The organism is uncultured Anaerotruncus sp. (genome assembly GCF_902490045.1).
GTDB lineage: Bacteria > Bacillota > Clostridia > Oscillospirales > Ruminococcaceae > Anaerotruncus.
Genome location: NZ_CABUCJ010000004.1, coordinates 12,235 through 27,179 on the forward strand (window position 1 = coordinate 12,235; position 14,945 = coordinate 27,179).

The 14,945-nt window shown below is 61.3% G+C and carries 18 protein-coding genes, 1 pseudogene and 1 riboswitch; of the genes and pseudogenes, 6 read left to right on the top strand and 13 right to left on the bottom strand.

Features of this window, described 5'->3' with window-relative positions:
* The first annotated feature begins 19 nt into the window (after positions 1 to 19).
* Positions 20 to 790, top strand: coding sequence for a DUF6873 family GME fold protein (locus RDM88_RS00925; RefSeq protein ID WP_308752294.1), 771 nt, complete (start codon positions 20 to 22; stop codon positions 788 to 790).
* A 103-nt stretch (positions 791 to 893) separates the two neighbouring features.
* Positions 894 to 1,919, top strand: a complete 1,026-nt coding sequence (locus RDM88_RS00930) for a tyrosine recombinase XerC (protein WP_308752296.1) — start codon at positions 894 to 896, stop codon at positions 1,917 to 1,919.
* Here RDM88_RS00930 and RDM88_RS00935 read toward each other — a convergent pair.
* The 8 genes from RDM88_RS00935 to queA form a co-directional block, all read right to left on the bottom strand.
* Positions 1,905 to 2,501 (bottom strand): stage II sporulation protein M, encoded by a 597-nt coding sequence (locus RDM88_RS00935; RefSeq protein ID WP_308752298.1) that lies wholly within the window; start codon positions 2,499 to 2,501, stop codon positions 1,905 to 1,907. The two genes, RDM88_RS00930 and RDM88_RS00935, sit on opposite strands and share 15 nt — an antisense overlap.
* 182 nt (positions 2,502 to 2,683) lie before the next feature.
* On the bottom strand, positions 2,684 to 3,487 hold the full coding sequence (proC, locus tag RDM88_RS00940; protein ID WP_308752300.1) for a pyrroline-5-carboxylate reductase: 804 nt from the start codon (positions 3,485 to 3,487) through the stop codon (positions 2,684 to 2,686).
* 16 nt (positions 3,488 to 3,503) lie between these two features.
* Positions 3,504 to 4,868 carry a thioether cross-link-forming SCIFF peptide maturase gene (gene scfB / locus RDM88_RS00945; RefSeq protein WP_308752302.1) on the bottom strand — a complete coding sequence of 455 codons (1,365 nt, stop codon included), beginning with the start codon at positions 4,866 to 4,868 and terminating at the stop codon, positions 3,504 to 3,506.
* A 93-nt stretch (positions 4,869 to 4,961) separates the two neighbouring features.
* Positions 4,962 to 5,108 (bottom strand): six-cysteine ranthipeptide SCIFF, encoded by a 147-nt coding sequence (gene scfA, locus RDM88_RS00950; RefSeq protein ID WP_101550656.1) that lies wholly within the window; start codon positions 5,106 to 5,108, stop codon positions 4,962 to 4,964.
* A 102-nt stretch (positions 5,109 to 5,210) separates the two neighbouring features.
* Positions 5,211 to 5,609 carry a TIGR04086 family membrane protein gene (locus RDM88_RS00955; RefSeq protein WP_308752304.1) on the bottom strand — a complete coding sequence of 133 codons (399 nt, stop codon included), beginning with the start codon at positions 5,607 to 5,609 and terminating at the stop codon, positions 5,211 to 5,213.
* Between the two features lie 62 nt (positions 5,610 to 5,671).
* Positions 5,672 to 5,995 (bottom strand): preprotein translocase subunit YajC, encoded by a 324-nt coding sequence (gene yajC / locus RDM88_RS00960; RefSeq protein WP_121585618.1) that lies wholly within the window; start codon positions 5,993 to 5,995, stop codon positions 5,672 to 5,674.
* 100 nt (positions 5,996 to 6,095) lie between these two features.
* A complete protein-coding gene (gene tgt / locus RDM88_RS00965) occupies positions 6,096 to 7,226 on the bottom strand; it encodes a tRNA guanosine(34) transglycosylase Tgt (protein WP_308752307.1) in 1,131 nt (376 codons plus the stop codon).
* Positions 7,227 to 7,436: 210 nt separating this feature from the next.
* Complete coding sequence (gene queA / locus RDM88_RS00970; protein ID WP_308752309.1) at positions 7,437 to 8,468, bottom strand: tRNA preQ1(34) S-adenosylmethionine ribosyltransferase-isomerase QueA; 1,032 nt, start codon at positions 8,466 to 8,468, stop codon at positions 7,437 to 7,439.
* A gap of 130 nt (positions 8,469 to 8,598) precedes the next feature.
* Positions 8,599 to 8,773: riboswitch (Lysine riboswitch) on the top strand.
* A 128-nt stretch (positions 8,774 to 8,901) separates the two neighbouring features.
* Between queA and asd the strand changes: the two genes are divergently transcribed.
* The 4 genes from asd to RDM88_RS00990 are packed head-to-tail and all read left to right on the top strand — an operon-like array spanning position 8,902 to position 12,159.
* Positions 8,902 to 9,981: an aspartate-semialdehyde dehydrogenase gene (asd, locus tag RDM88_RS00975; RefSeq protein ID WP_308752311.1), complete on the top strand. Its 1,080-nt coding sequence runs from the start codon at positions 8,902 to 8,904 to the stop codon at positions 9,979 to 9,981.
* A gap of 26 nt (positions 9,982 to 10,007) precedes the next feature.
* Positions 10,008 to 10,895 carry a 4-hydroxy-tetrahydrodipicolinate synthase gene (gene dapA, locus RDM88_RS00980; protein ID WP_308752313.1) on the top strand — a complete coding sequence of 296 codons (888 nt, stop codon included), beginning with the start codon at positions 10,008 to 10,010 and terminating at the stop codon, positions 10,893 to 10,895.
* Positions 10,896 to 10,919: 24 nt separating this feature from the next.
* Entirely contained in the window at positions 10,920 to 11,669 is a 750-nt protein-coding gene (gene dapB, locus RDM88_RS00985; RefSeq protein WP_308752315.1) for a 4-hydroxy-tetrahydrodipicolinate reductase, read from the top strand.
* Between the two features lie 19 nt (positions 11,670 to 11,688).
* The gene (locus RDM88_RS00990) at positions 11,689 to 12,159 is read left to right on the top strand and encodes a hypothetical protein (protein WP_308752317.1); all 471 of its coding nucleotides are present in this window, start codon (positions 11,689 to 11,691) and stop codon (positions 12,157 to 12,159) included.
* A gap of 59 nt (positions 12,160 to 12,218) precedes the next feature.
* Here the strand turns inward: RDM88_RS00990 and hisE are convergent, their stop codons facing one another.
* The 5 genes and pseudogenes from hisE to hisH form a co-directional block, all read right to left on the bottom strand.
* Entirely contained in the window at positions 12,219 to 12,545 is a 327-nt protein-coding gene (hisE, locus tag RDM88_RS00995; RefSeq protein WP_308752365.1) for a phosphoribosyl-ATP diphosphatase, read from the bottom strand.
* On the bottom strand, positions 12,545 to 12,874 hold the full coding sequence (hisI, locus tag RDM88_RS01000) for a phosphoribosyl-AMP cyclohydrolase (RefSeq protein ID WP_308752319.1): 330 nt from the start codon (positions 12,872 to 12,874) through the stop codon (positions 12,545 to 12,547). The genes hisE and hisI overlap by 1 nt, the downstream gene beginning before the upstream one ends.
* 4 nt (positions 12,875 to 12,878) lie before the next feature.
* Positions 12,879 to 13,627 (bottom strand): annotated as a pseudogene (hisF, locus tag RDM88_RS01005) (imidazole glycerol phosphate synthase subunit HisF).
* Entirely contained in the window at positions 13,621 to 14,346 is a 726-nt protein-coding gene (gene hisA, locus RDM88_RS01010; protein ID WP_308752321.1) for a 1-(5-phosphoribosyl)-5-[(5-phosphoribosylamino)methylideneamino]imidazole-4-carboxamide isomerase, read from the bottom strand. The pseudogene hisF and the gene hisA overlap by 7 nt, the downstream one beginning before the upstream one ends.
* The gene (hisH, locus tag RDM88_RS01015) at positions 14,343 to 14,945 is read right to left on the bottom strand and encodes an imidazole glycerol phosphate synthase subunit HisH (RefSeq protein ID WP_308752323.1); all 603 of its coding nucleotides are present in this window, start codon (positions 14,943 to 14,945) and stop codon (positions 14,343 to 14,345) included. Before hisH ends, hisA begins: the two co-directional genes overlap by 4 nt.

A 14,945-nucleotide genomic window follows, 5' to 3' on the forward strand; every position in this document is an offset into this window, starting at 1 on the left:
GCCTTGGGATGGTGGAACCATGCGGTTTGTCCAAAAAAGCAATCTGCCGGCGGGGAATGTGCGCCTCTGCGCGGTGGGGGAGCGGTATAAGGCCCTGATTGCCGTGCTTGAGGCGCGCGGCGTCGCCTGCCTTCGGGTGCCGGAATATGCCGGGCTGCCAGCGCCGGTCGCCTGTCACGCGGATTTGCAGCTCTGCCACCTCGGCGGGCCGCGGATCGCCGCCGCGGCGGGACGGGGAAGGGAAGGCTTTTGGAAGGCCCTGCGGCAACGGGGTTTTTCCGTTGAAACTGCGGCGCCGCTTGTACCGGACTATCCGGGGGACGTGCCGCTCAACTGCGCGATCGTCGGAAAGGTCTGTCTTGGCGGGAAAGATCTAATTGATAAAAAAATCACAAATTACTGCGGGGAAGCGGGGATAGAACTGATCCCGGTAAAGCAGGGATATGCCAAATGCTCCGTCTGCGTCGTGGACGAACACGCGATCATTACCCAGGACCCGTCAATTGCACGGGCGGCGGAGCAATACGGCCTGGAGGCGCTGAAAATACAAAACAGCCAAATCCAGCTGCCGGGTTATGATACCGGCTTTATTGGAGGCTGTTCCGGTTTGCTCGGCAGGAAGCAGCTTGCGTTCACCGGCTCGCTCAGCAGCCATCCGGATGGAGAACGGATCAGAGCATTTCTACATAGCCGCGGCGTGGAGCCGCTGGAATTGACCGACGGGCCGCTTTACGATGTCGGGTCCATTCTGCCGCTGATGGAGGCGGATGGGGACGAGGAGGAGTCTTGACTTTCTAGATGGAATGTGGTATTCTTTTTGCGAAGGTTATTTCGCTAAATAAAAATTTAGCGTAGTTTGGGGAATTCTACGACAAGGATTGGAGGTTACTCATATGGCAAACTATGCCGACTGTCCCAATTACCTCAGCGAGTTCCTTTTTTATATGCTGACGATCAAAGGACGTTCCCAGCGCACGGTCGACGCCTATTATATCGATCTGCGCACCTTCCTGCGCTATATCAAATGCGTCAAGCTCGTGAACGGAAATCCCGACGATCCGGAGTTCTTCGACAAGCTCTCGATCAGAGATATTCCGCTTGAGACGGTCGCTTCCATTACCCTTTCGGACGTCTACCAGTTCCTCAACTACGCGGCTTCCGACCGGGACAACAACGCCAAGACCCGATCGCGAAAGGTTTCATCCATCCGGGCCCTCTTCAACTACCTGACGGTCAAATCGGGCGTACTCAAAACGAACCCGGTGGAAAACCTGGAGGTGCCCTCCGTGCGCAAGTCGATGCCGCGGTATCTGACTTTGGAGGAGAGCCTTGAGCTGCTGACCCACATCGATCCTACGTCGCCGAGCTACGAGCGGGATTTCTGCATCGTGACCCTTTTTCTCAACTGTGGGATGCGGCTTTCCGAACTGGTCGGCATCAACCTTTACGACATTCGCGACGACACGATCAAGCTGCTCGGTAAGGGCAACAAGGAGCGCGTGATCTACCTCAACGAAGCCTGCAGAAAGGCGCTGGAGGCCTACCTTGCCAAGCGGAGATCCACACAGGGAGTCAAAGACCGCGACGCGCTGTTCCTGTCCTCCCGTGGGACGCGGATTTCTCCCCGGCGGGTCGAACAGATCATCGAGGACTGCCTTCGCAATGCGGGGCTTTCCGGTCAGGGCTATTCGCCGCACAAGCTCCGGCACACCGCGGCGACGCTCATGTACCAGCACGGCGGCGTGGATATCCGTATTCTCAAGGAGATCCTCGGGCACGTGAGCCTTTCCACAACAGAGATCTATACCCACGTTTCCGACCGGCAAATGGAAAAAGCGGCGAAACAATCGCCGCTTTCGGGGGTTGCACCCAAGAAAAAACCGAAGGCGCCCAAGGCGCCGGATTCAGAGGACGAATAATCCGCCGAAGCGGGTTACGATCAGCGCGTCAAACAGCGCGATCAGCAGGCATATTCCTGTAAAAATCAAATACTTTATACAATAACGTTTGATTCTCCGCGACCCGTTTTCATCGGGCGCGACGAGGGCCGACCGCAGAAGCGAGACTGACAGGCGCAGCGACGTGCGGCTTGCAAGGATCAGCAGCAATGTGCTCAGAAACATTGTGGGAAGCAGCAGGAACGCGACATAGCGGATCGCGGACGCGCCGTACTGGGCATAGAGCATGCCGATCGAGAAGCCGTACCCGAGCCCCTTGAAGAGCGGCACGGCAAAGATGATGAGCTGGGCGATCGTGCAGAAACCGCAGAAGAAGAGCACCGCCAGCGCCGCGAAGGCCGAGCAGAAGGTCGACGCTGCGATCGAGGCGAACGCCAGCGTCTGCCGCCGTTCGACATAGCCCCCGAGAATCACCTGAAGCGCCGCGCGGGTGTCCGGGCCCGACCGGCCGACGAGCAGCGTGCCGATCAGCAGGCCCGCCAGGAAGCAGAGCCCCAGCGCCCAGGTGGATAAGCTGCGTGAAGAAAACCACGAGGACCGCAAGGAAAGCCGCCCCTCCGTCGCCGGGCGTACCGGCTGTAAGGGCGGAATTCCCCGTGCGGCCCTCTGCTGCTGTAAAATCTTGTCCCAATCCGCGGCGGTAAAACTCATTGCAACCATCCTTTCCTTTTTCGCCTCAGGAAAGGATATGCGATTTCGCTAAATTTTATGACTCCCCTGCCCGATTATTTCCCGAGCTCATAGGCGCGGCGCACCGTATCGTCAAAGCATTCGACGAGCGCCTTGTCAAAGCCGCAGCGTTCGAGCGCCGCGAGCCCCTCAAAGGTCGTCCCCTTGGGCGACGTGACCATATCGATCAGCTCCTGGTGGCTCTTCCCCGACTCGAGCATCATCCTTGCCGAACCGATCAGCGTGTTGCAGAAAAGCCGGTTGGCCACGTCCGCGTCAAAGCCAAGCTCGACGGCCCGGTCGACGAACACCTTCGCGAAGAGGTAGATATACGCGGGGCTCGAGCCGTTGAGCGGGATGACCTCGTTCATCTTGTCCGGGGAAATCTCCTCGACACAGCCCGCCGACGCAAAGACCGATTTGACAAACGCGAATTCCTCTTCAGTGGCGGGCGCGACCCGGCACATCGCCGTGGAGCCGCAGCCGATCAGCAGCGGCGTATTGGGCATGACCCGCACGACCTTCGCGTCGCAGCCGAGCCCCTCCTTGATAAATTCCGCGCTGATGCCCGCCGCAATGGTGACGAACACCGTTTCGGGGCGCGGATGGCCTTTGATTTCGGCCAGCACATCTGCAAAGTTCTGCGGCTTTACAGAAAGCACGACATAATCACAGCCCTCTACGAGCGCCGCGGCACTCGCATAGACCTTGAATCCGCGCGCCGCGTAGCTCTCCCGCTGGCTCTCGCGGATGTCATGGACGGCGACCTGCGCCGGTGTAAGCATTCCCGAGCCGGTGACGCCGTTGATGATCGCGCCGGCCATGTTGCCCGCGCCAATGAATCCGATTTTGCACTCCACAGGAGGTCCTCCCCTCTCAAAGCGTCGCCGCTTTGATCATAATCGCGCACTCCAGCCGCTTTTTTTCCAGCTCGCAGGAGAGCTTATAGGGCTTTAAGATGTCGCCGCTGTACTGCATGCTGTTGGCATTGCAGCCGCCCGAGCAGTAGAACTTGGCCCAGCAGTTTTTGCACTCGGGCTTGCCATAGACAGTCGCGGCGGCAAATCTGCACTTGAGGTCGAAGTCGAGCGACTGGTCGAAAACATTGCCCATCTTCCAGCCGTCGTGGCCGACGAACTGGTGGCAGGGATAGACGTCGCCCGACGGGGTGATCGCGACGTACTCGTTGCCGCAGCCGCAGCCGCGCAGGCGCTTGATCGCGCAGGGGCCCTGGTCGAGGTCGAGCATGAAGTGGAAGAAATTAAAATCCCGCGGCGTGCCGTGGCGCTCGATCATGATCTTCGCAAGCCGTTCGTACTCGGCGAACACCTCGGGCAGGTCCTCTTCGGTCAGCGCGTAGGGCTCCGCCGGGTCGGTGACGACCGGCTCGACCGAAACCTGATCGAATCCCTTGTCGGCCAGGTGCAGCACATCCTCCGCAAAGTCCTTGTTGTATTTGGTGAAGGTGCCGCGCGCGTAGTACTGGTCGTAGGGCCCGTTCCTGCGCTTTTCGACGAGCTTTTGAAATTTCGGCAGGATGCTGTCGTAGCTGCCGCGCCCGTCGACGCGCACCCGCACCCGGTCGTTGACCTCCCTGCGGCCGTCGATGGAAAGCACGACGTTGGACATCTCCCGGTTGATGAAATCGATCTTGTCGTCGTCGAGCAGCAGACCGTTCGTTGTGATCGTGAACCGGAAGAGCTTGTTGTGCTCCTGTTCCAGCGAGCGGGCATACCGGACAATCTCCTTAACCACCTCGAAGTTCATCAGCGGTTCGCCGCCGAAGAAATCCACCTCGAGGTTGTGGCGGCCGCAGGAGTGCTTGATGAGGTAGTCGACCGCCGCCTTCCCCACCTCCGTGGACATCAGCTCGCGGTGGCCCATATATTCGCCCGTGTCCGCAAAGCAGTATTTGCAGCGCAGGTTGCAGTCGTGCGCAATATGTAAACACATCGCCTTGACCGGCGACGGAGTCATGAGCTTCGCAAACTGGTCGTAGTCGTCGCTCGAGCAGAGCTGGTCCGCTTTCTGAAGCGCGAGGAGCTCCCGGAAGGCGTCCTCGACCTCCTCCCGCGCGTATGCGGACGCGAAACGGTCGAAGACCGCCTCGGGACAGCTTTCGGGGATTGGGTCCCCAAGCATGTCCAGCAGATCAAAGGAAAGGTCGTCCATGAGGTGCACCGCGCCGGAATTGACGTCGAGCACGATATTGTAGCCGTTGAGCCTGTACTGGTGTATCATTCCAATCTCCCCACATAAAGATAAGGGCAGTCGTCCGACTGCCCAAAACCGCGATAAAGAAAGGATGGCAGTTGAAAAACTGCCATGCCTTTTTTACTTATTCTTGTTCTCGCACTTCTGGTTGGCGACGGTGCAGGAGGTTTTGCAGGCCGACTGGCAGGAGGCCTGGCACTCGCCGCAGCCGCCCTTGACGGCGGATTCCTTGAGGTTCGCGCTGTTGATCGTCTTGATATGTTTCATTGGTATCCCCTCGTTTCTTTTGATTTCTGCCAACAAGTATAGCATATCCCCGCTGGTAATTCAAGCCGGCAGGCCCGGAAATCGGTCCCGGACGGCCCGTTTTCAGCGGAATTTTTTACGCCGGTTGACGCCGATGACGCCGCCGAGCGCCGCCGCAAGCAAAACGGCGGCCAGCTTGGTGAGCGCCTCCATGCCGAACCCGCCGCCGTCGACGGCAAGGCTCGCCAGGCTCAGGATCACGAAGAGGCAGGCGCCGCAGCAGAGTCCGAGAAGCATGCCTTTTTCACGCGCGAACGCGGCGGAGACGTACCCCGCGACGAGCCCGCCGAGCACAAAGATCAGCGTGGCGATCAGCGACACGGCCGACTGCGGGATATCCCGCAGCCCCATCACGGCGGCCATGATCAGAAGCAGCAGGAAGCACGCGCCTGCGCCGAATAAGATGCCGTAAGTGACCGGCCGGATAAAACGCTTCGCGCCGTGAACGTCGGGCTGTCTCACCTGAACTCCCCCTTTACTGTTACAGGATATTCAGGGAAGCCGCCCAATATGCCGGGCACGGCTCACTTCTCCTTCTTCTTGTCCTTCTTTTCCGGAGCGGCGGACTCGTGCGGCGTGTTGTTCGCCTGGATGGCCCAGCGCGCGATGCGGATTTTGCTGCGGTCGGAGCCGGTCTCGATCAGGAGGTAATCGTCCTTGATGACGACGACGGTGCCGATGACGCCGCCGATCGTAACGATCTCATCGCCCACCTCGAGGTTGGCGCGCATCTGCTGGGTCTCCTTGTCGCGCTTTTTCTGCGGACGGATGAGCATGAAGTAGAAGATTACAAAAATTAAAATCAGCGGCAAAAAGCTGCCAAGGGTGGCCATCGTCTGTTCGTTCATGGTAATACCTCCAAATTCTCTTTCAGGATACTTGTACTATTATAGCGTGTCCGGGCCGGTCTTGCAAGGGCATTTTGTATAAAGATACAGAAAAGGCCCTTCAGATGCGCCGCCCCAGTATGGGGACCCAGTGCCGGCGGAAGGCGTCGTAGGTTCCCTCCTCGATCGCCTCGCGGATCTTTTCCATCAGCGTATTGTAGAAGTAGAGGTTGTGCTGGACGCCCAGCCGCATCCCGAGCATCTCGTTCACGCGGAAAAGGTGCCGCAGGTAGCCGCGGGAAAAGTTCCGGCAGGTTGGGCAGCCGCAGTGCTCGTCGAGAGGGCTCTCGTCGGTCTTGTATTTTTCGTTGTGCAGGATGCGGATGCCGTCCCAGGTGAAGAGGGTCCCGTGCCGCGCGTTGCGGCTGGGCATCACGCAGTCGAAGAGGTCGATGCCCCGATAGACCCCCTCGATGATGTTGACCGGCGTGCCCACCCCCATCAGGTACCGGGGCCTGTCCGCGGGCATATGCGGCTCGACCGCCTCGATCGTGTCGTACATCTCCTGCGCGGTTTCCCCCACAGCGAGCCCGCCGATCGCGTAGCCGTCCAGCCCGAGCGCGGCGATCTCCTGCATGTGCCGCACGCGCAGATCGGCGTAGGTGCTTCCCTGGTTGATGCCGAAGAGCATCTGGCGCGGGTTGAGGGTGTCCGGCAGGGCGTTCAGACGCGCCATCTCATCCCTGCATCGGACGAGCCAGCGGGTGGTGCGGGCGATCGAACGCTCGGTATAGTCGTAGGGCGCGGGGTTCTCGATGCACTCGTCAAAGGCCATCGCGATCGTCGAGCCGAAGTTCGACTGGATGCGCATGCTCTCCTCCGGTCCCATGAAAATCCGCTTGCCGTCGAGGTGGCAGGCGAAGGTGACGCCCTCCTCCTTGATCTTGCGCAGCTTGGCGAGGGAAAATACCTGGAAGCCGCCGCTGTCTGTCAAAATCGGGCGGTGCCAGTTCATGAACCTGTGCAGCCCGCCCATCGCGCGGATGACGTCGTCGCCCGGGCGCACATGCAGGTGGTAGGTGTTGCAGAGCTCCACCTGGCATTTGAGCTCCACGAGGTCGGTCGACGAAATTCCGCCCTTGATCGCGGCGGAGGTGCCGACGTTCATAAAAGCGGGGGTCTGCACGGCGCCGTGCACCGTCTCAAAGGTCCCCCGTCGGGCGTGTCCGTCCTGCTTCAATAAGGTATACAAAATTGCTCCTCCTTTCCAGGGAGGGCTTTTGAAAAAGCCCCCCTGGACCCCGAAAACTTTAATCGGGCCGTCCTCCGCCCGAAACCGCAGGCGCTTTCCGCGCCGGGAAGATCCTTTGCCTCACGGCCGGCGCGTGCGTCCATCCGCGGCGGCCGGCCTGAACCGGAAGTTTTGAAGGGATGATAAGGGGAATTTTTTCAAAAATTCCCCTCAGAGAATCAGCATGGAATCGCCAAAGGAGAAAAACCGGTAGTTCTCCTTCACGGCGGTCTCATAGGCGCGCATCGTGTGCTCGTAGCCCGCGAAGGCGCTCACCAGCATGATGAGGGTGCTTTCAGGCAGGTGGAAATTGGTGATGAGCCCGTCGAGCACCTTGAACCGGTAGCCCGGGTAGATGAAGATGCTCGTGTCGTCGTCGTCCTCGCGGACCTCGCCGAGCTTGGCGGCGACCGATTCCACCGTGCGGCAGCTCGTGGTGCCGACGCCGATCACCCGTTTGCCGCGCGCGTGGGTCTCGTTGATGAGATCGGCGGTCTCCTTCGGCAGGTGGTAGTGCTCCGAATGCATGTGGTGCTTGGTCACGTCCTCCACCTTGACGGGCCGGAAGGTGCCGATGCCGACATGGAGGATCACCTCGGCGATGTTGACGCCCTTTTGGCGCAGCTTGTCCATCAGCTCGGTGGTGAAGTGCAGACCCGCGGTGGGCGCGGCGGCGGACCCAAGCTGCTTGGAATAGACGGTCTGGTAGCGCTCGTTGTCCTCGAGCGCGGCGGTGATGTAGGGCGGCAGGGGCATATTGCCGATCTTTTCGAGGATGGGATAGATGCTGCTCCCCTCGTAGTGCATCCGCACGAGGCGGTTGCCCCCCTCGACGGTGGAGAGGATTTCCCCAACGAGCAGCCCGTCCCCAAAGACGAATCGCGCGCCCGTCTTGGCCTTTTTCCCCGGCTTCACCATGACCTCCCAGACGTCCTTCTCCTTCTGGTCCAGCAGGAGAAACTGCATGTGCCCGCCGGTGCCCTCCTTCACGCCGAATAGGCGCGCCGGGATGACCCGGGATGTGTTGACGACGAGCGTGTCTCCCGCCTCCAGGTAGTCGGGCAGGTCGTAGAAATGCCGGTGCTCGAGCTCGCCCGTCTCGCGGAAGAGGTGGAGCATGCGGGAGTGGTCGCGCGGCTCGACGGGGGTCTGGGCGATCTGCTCCTGCGGCAGGTCGAAGTAAAAATCGGATGTCTTGAGCATGGGGCGGTCCTTCCTGACAGATTCAACGCATTTTTCCGACATCGCCGGATAAGCATTGGTTTTATTGCGGTAAATCATCAAAATTTGTTGACATAAGAGGGCTTCGATGATAATATAACTAGTAATAAACCGAGCCGGTAGAGGCGCGTCTTTCATCAGTAGCCGGAACGAGACTGCCAGAGTCGTTGAAAAGCCGTGTGAAAGGGACAGACGCCGAAGGGGACGCCTGGCAGCCGTTCCCTGGGCGCATCGCTGAAAGGCATGCGACTGTCATCATTGAACTGTGATGGAGAGCTATGGCGGGCGGTTGGACGCGCGGATCCCGCGCGTTCGTACGCGCCGATAACTTCTCTATTATAGTGCAATTCATGCCGGTTTTCAACCGGTTTTTTTATTGCCGGATCTGCCGGCGTTGGAAAGGAAGTTGTTCCCTATGAAGCAGTATCAGGTCGGGGTGGTCGGGGCGACCGGAATGGTCGGCCAAAGATTCGTCTCTTTGCTGGAAAACCATCCGTGGTTCCGTCTCGCGGCGGTCGCGGCGTCGCCGCGCTCCGCGGGCAAAACCTACGAGGAAGCGGTCGGCTCCCGCTGGGCGATGTCCACGCCCATCCCCGAGGCCGTCAAAAAAATGGTCGTGCTCGACGCGTCGGATGTGAAAACGGTCGCCTCCGGGGTGGATTTCATCTTCTGCGCGGTGGATATGAAAAAAGACGAGATCAGGGCGCTCGAAGAGGCGTACGCCAGGGCGGAATGCCCCGTCGTCTCCAACAACTCCGCCCACCGCATGACCCCCGACGTGCCGATGATCATTCCCGAGGTGAACCCCGGGCACGCGGAAGTCATCCCCTTCCAGCGCGCGCGCCTCGGCACCAAACGCGGTTTCATCGCCGTCAAGTCCAACTGCTCGCTACAGAGCTATGTGCCCGCGCTGCACCCGCTCATGGCCGATTTCGGCGTGGCTAAGACTCTTGTCTGCACCTACCAGGCGATCTCCGGCGCGGGCAAGACGTTCGAGCGCTGGCCGGAGATGGTCGACAACGTCATCCCCTACATCGGCGGCGAGGAGGAAAAGAGCGAGCAGGAGCCGCTCAAAATCTGGGGTTCCGTCAAAGGCGGCGCGATCGCGCCGGTCGCAAGCCCGTCGATCACCGCCCAGTGCCTGCGGGTCGCCTGTTCGGACGGCCATATGGCGGCGGTGTTTGTGAGCTTTGATAAGAAGCCCTCGATCGATGAAATCAAGGAGAAATGGGCCTCCTTCGCGGGCGAACCGCAGAAGCTCGCCCTGCCCAGCGCCCCCAGGCAGTTCCTGCACTATTTCGAGGAGCCGGACCGCCCGCAGACGAGGCTTGACCGCAACCTCGAAAACGGCATGGCGGTGTCGATCGGCAGGCTGCGCGAGGACACCCAGTACGACTACAAATTCGTATGCCTCTCCCACAACACCCTGCGCGGAGCGGCGGGCGGCGGCGTCCTGCTGGCCGAGCTGCTCGCGGCAAAGGGGTATTTCGACTGAATTTAACCGGAAGGGCTGATGGACCAATGAAGAAGACCATTTTCACCGGCGCGGGCGTTGCGATCGTCACGCCGATGCACGACGACCTTTCGATCAACTGGGAGCTGCTCGGAGAGCTGATCGACTACCAGATCGACAACGGCACCGACGCGATCATCATCGTCGGAACGACCGGCGAGGCATCCACCCTCACCGACGAGGAGCATGTCGAGGCCATCCGCTACGCCGTCGAGCGCACCGCGGGACGCGTCCCCGTTGTGGCGGGCGCCGGCAGCAACCACACCGACTACTCCCTCTGGCTCTCCAGGGAGGCCAAACAGGCGGGCGCCGACGGGCTCCTGCTCGTGACCCCCTACTACAACAAGACCTCGCAGGCGGGGCTGGTCCGCCACTTCCTCGCGGTCGCGGACACCGTCGACCTGCCCGTCATCCTCTACAACGTCCCCAGCCGCACGGGCATGAACATCCTGCCGAAGACCTACCTGGAGCTCTCGAAGCATCCGAATATCGTCGCGGCCAAGGAGGCCAGCGGCAACATCTCGCAGATCGCGATGATCCGCAGCCTCTGCGGCGACGGGCTCGATCTCTATTCGGGCAACGACGACCAGATCGTGCCGATCCTTTCGCTCGGCGGAAAGGGCGTCATTTCGGTGCTTTCCAACGTCGCGCCGCGCCAGACCCACGACATCTGCCAGCTCTATTTTGACGGCAGGGTAAGGGAGAGCGCCGACCTGCAGGTGAAGCTCCTGCCCCTCATCAACGCGCTCTTCTGTGACGTCAACCCCATCCCGGTCAAGGCGGCCGTGTCAATGATGGGCTGGAAGGCCGGCCCCTGCCGGTTGCCCCTCACCGAACTCGGCGCGGAAAACCGCGCACTGCTCAACCGGGAAATGAAGGCCGCGGGACTGATCTGAGGTCCCGCGCATCTGGAGGTTCAAATGAAAAGGATCGTACTATCGGGCTGTAACGGAAAGATGGGGCGGATGATCGCCTCCTGCGTCAAGGGGCGCGACGACTGCACCGTCGTCGCGGGCATCGACGTGAGCGGCGAGGTGCTGGACGCGTTCCCCGTCTTCACCTCCCCCGCCGGGTGCCAGGTGGAGGCCGACGTCATCATCGACTTCTCCCACCCCAGCGCGCTCGCACCCCTGCTCGACTACGCCGCGGCCACCCATACGCCCGCCGTCATCGCGACGACGGGGCTCTCCTCCGACCAGGTCGCGCTCATCCGGGAAACGTCGGCGCGGGTTCCCCTCTTCTTCACCGCGAACATGTCGCTGGGGGTGAACCTGCTTGTCGAGCTTGCCAAAAAAGCGGCGGCCGTGCTGGGCGGGCAGTTCGATATCGAGATCATAGAAAAGCACCACAACCAGAAGATCGACGCGCCCAGCGGCACCGCGCTCATGCTCGCGGACGCGATCTCCGGCGTGCTCCCGGAGGAGCCGCAGTACGTCTATGACCGCCATGCGGTGCGCCGCAGGCGCGGCAAAAACGAGATCGGCCTGCACGCGGTGCGCGGCGGCACGATCGTCGGCGAACACGAGGTGATCTTTGCCGGGCGGGACGAGGTACTGACCCTCACCCATTCGGCGATGAGCAAGGAGGTCTTCGCCACGGGGAGCATCAACGCGGCGCTCTTCCTCTGCGGGAAGGAAAACGGCCTTTACAGTATGGGCGATCTGGTGTAAAAAGGATGGAGGATTGGATATGAACGGCGTATCGAAAATTACCGTGACCGAGGATGTGGCGCTTGTCACCTTCCGCAGGGTCCCCAACGATCTGGGCGTGCTCGCGTCGATCTTTACCCAGTTGGCCGACGCAAAGGTAAACCTCGACATGATCAGCCAGACGGCGCCCCAGGGGCACCGGATCGACATCTCCTTCACGCTGCATTCCAGCCAGCTGATCGAGGTGCTCGGGCTCGCCACCAAATTCCAGGCGGCGCACGGACTCAAGCCGATGGTGAGCAACGGCAACTGCAAAATCGAGCTCTGCGGCGAGGAAATGCGCGACATGTACGGCGTGGCCTCCGCCGCGATCGCCGCCGTCGCCAGGACTGACGCGGAGCTCACCCTCATCAGCACTGGAGAGGTGGAGATATCCCTGCTGGTGCCGCAGTCGAGCTGCGACGAGGCCGTCCGCGCGCTCGAAGAGGCGTTCGGCGTCAGGGCCGGCTGATCCCAAAAGAAAATGAAAAGGCCCCGCAGCGGCAAAGCCGCTGCGGGGCCTTTTTGGGCTCAGGTGTTGTGGTCGCTCTCGTGGAACTGCTTGAGGTTGCCGATCTTCTGCCGGCGCGCCTCCAAAATCTCCTCGATGCGGGAGAGCGGGATATCCTGCTGGGCCATCATCACGAGCAGGTGGTAGAGGAGGTCGCAGATCTCCTCCTCGGTCTCCTCGTTTTTGCCGTTTTTGGCGGCAATGATGACCTCGCTGCACTCCTCGCCGCATTTTTTGAGGATTTTATCGAGGCCCTTTTCAAACAGGTAGCAGGTGTAGGAGCCCTCCCGCGGATGGTCGCGGCGGTCGAGCACCACCTCGTAAAGGCCGTTCAATACGTCGTTCATCATGCTTTTCCCTCCCAGATCTCTTTAAAGAAACAGCTGTGCGCGCCGGTGTGGCAGGCGCTGCCCGCCTGCTCCACCGTGACGAGCAGCGTGTCGTCGTCACAGTCGGCGCGCAGATCCACCACCTTTTGAAGATGCCCGGATGTCGCGCCTTTATTCCAAAGTTCCCGCCGCGAACGGCTCCAGAACCAGGTGTACCCCGTCTCAAAGGTCCTTTGCAGGCTCTCGCGGTTCATGTAGGCGAGCATGAGCACCTCGCCGGTGCCCGCCTCCTGCACGATTGCGGGGATGAGCTCGGATTTCTGAAAATAGACGTCCAGATCGCGCATGGCGCTACCTCCTGACCGGGATGTTTTTCGCGGCGAGGTGGTCCTTGACCTCCCCTACCGTCAGCTCGCGGAAGTGGAAGAGGGACGCGGCGAGCGCGGCGTCCGCGCCCGTCTGCTCGAAGACCTCGGAGAAATGCTCGAGCTTCCCGCAGCCGCCCGACGCGATGACCGGAATCCGTACCGCGTCGGAAACCGCGCGGGTGAGCTCGAGATCGAAACCGTTTTTGCAGCCGTCGGTGTCCATCGAGGTGAGCAAAATCTCCCCCGCGCCGAGGCGCTCGCAGGTTTTCGCCCACTCGACGGCGTCGAGCCCCATGTCGATCCGCCCGCCGTTCACGACGACGGTGAAGCCTCCCTCAGGCCGCCTGCGCGCGTCGACCGCCACAACAACGCACTGGCTGCCGAACTGTTCGGCGGCCTCGCTGATCAGCTTCGGGCTGCGCACCGCGGCGGAGTTGACCGAAATCTTGTCCGCGCCCGCGCGCGGAAGTCGTCCACCGACCGGATGCCGCCGCCGACGGTGAGCGGCACAAAGACGTTGCGCGCCGTCTCCCGCACGACGTCAATCATCGTGCTTCGGCCCTCGTGGGTCGCGGTGATGTCGAGAAAGGTGATCTCGTCCGCGCCCTGCCGGTCGTATTCGATGGCGCACTCGACCGGGTCGCCGACCTCCCTGATGCCGACGAAGTTGACCCCTTTGACCACCACGCCGTCGCGCACGTCGAGGCATGGGATGATGCGTTTGGCTAACACTGCTGATCACCCGCCGTTTCGATTGCCTCCCGCAGGGAGAGGCTTCCTGTGTAGAGCGCCTTTCCGCAGATGACCCCGTGGAGGCCGAGACGTCCGCATACCTCGATATCCCCAAGGTCCCGCACGCCCCCGCTCGCAATAACATTGCAGGAGACGGTTTCCCGGAGCGCCGCAAGCTGCTCCAGGTTGAGCCCGCCGAGCATCCCGTCGCGGGAAATATCTGTAAAGATAATCGTCTTGACACCCGCCTGCTCCATCTCTTTGGCAAGATCCAGGTAGCTGACGCTGCTCGTGTCGAGCCAGCCCTCGGTAGCCACCCTTCCCTCCTTTGCGTCGATGCCCACGGCGATCCGGTCGCCGTAGGCGGCGGCCGCCTCCCGCACGAGGGCGGGGTTTTTGACCGCGATGGAGCCCAGGATTACCCGGGAAATCCCGTTTTTCAGGTAGAATTCGATCGTTTTCCGGTCGCGGATGCCGCCCCCCAGCTCCACCTTGAGCCCGGAGGTCTTCGCAATCTCCAAAAAGAGCGGCGCGTTTTTCACCGCGCCCTCCTTCGCGCCGTCGAGGTCGACCATGTGAATCCACCTGGCGCCCGCCGCGAGAAAGGACGCGGCGGTCTCCGCCGCGTCGTCGGCGACCTTGTGGGCCGTCGAGAAGTCTCCCTTTCTAAGGCGCACGCAGCAACCGTCCTTGATGTCAATCGCAGGTAAAATGATCATTGGCACAACCTCGCAAAGTTTTTGAGCATCCCCATTCCCACGTCCCCGCTCTTTTCGGGGTGGAACTGCGCGCCGTAGACGCTTCCGCTGCGGACGAGAGCGGGAACGCGCTCGCCGTAGACGGTGTAGCAAGAGATGTTCTCCTCCGGCGTGTCCGCACAGAAGGAATGGACGAAATAGACATAGTCTCCCGTCCTGGTCCCGCCGGTCAGCTCGCAGGGATGGAGCACCGTCAGGTCGTTCCAGCCCATGTGCGGGATTTTCAGCCCGCCGGACTCAAGGAGCCGCACGCTTCCGGGGATGAGTCCCAGCCCTTCGGTTTCCCCGAATTCAAAGCTGCGCTCAAAGAGCAGCTGCATCCCGAGGCAGATGCCGAGCAGCGGCTTTTTCCGCGCCTCGGCCTGGATCACCGGGACGAGCCCCGAAGCGCGCAGGCGCTTCATCGCGTCGGGGAACGCCCCCACACCGGGCAGGATCATCCCGTCGCAGCTTTGCAGCATCGCGGGGTCGCGCGTGACGCAGAAGGTCTCGTTGAGGTAGGTCAGCGCGTTCTGGACGCTGAACAGGTTGCCCGCGCCGTAGTCGATGATCGCGATCAT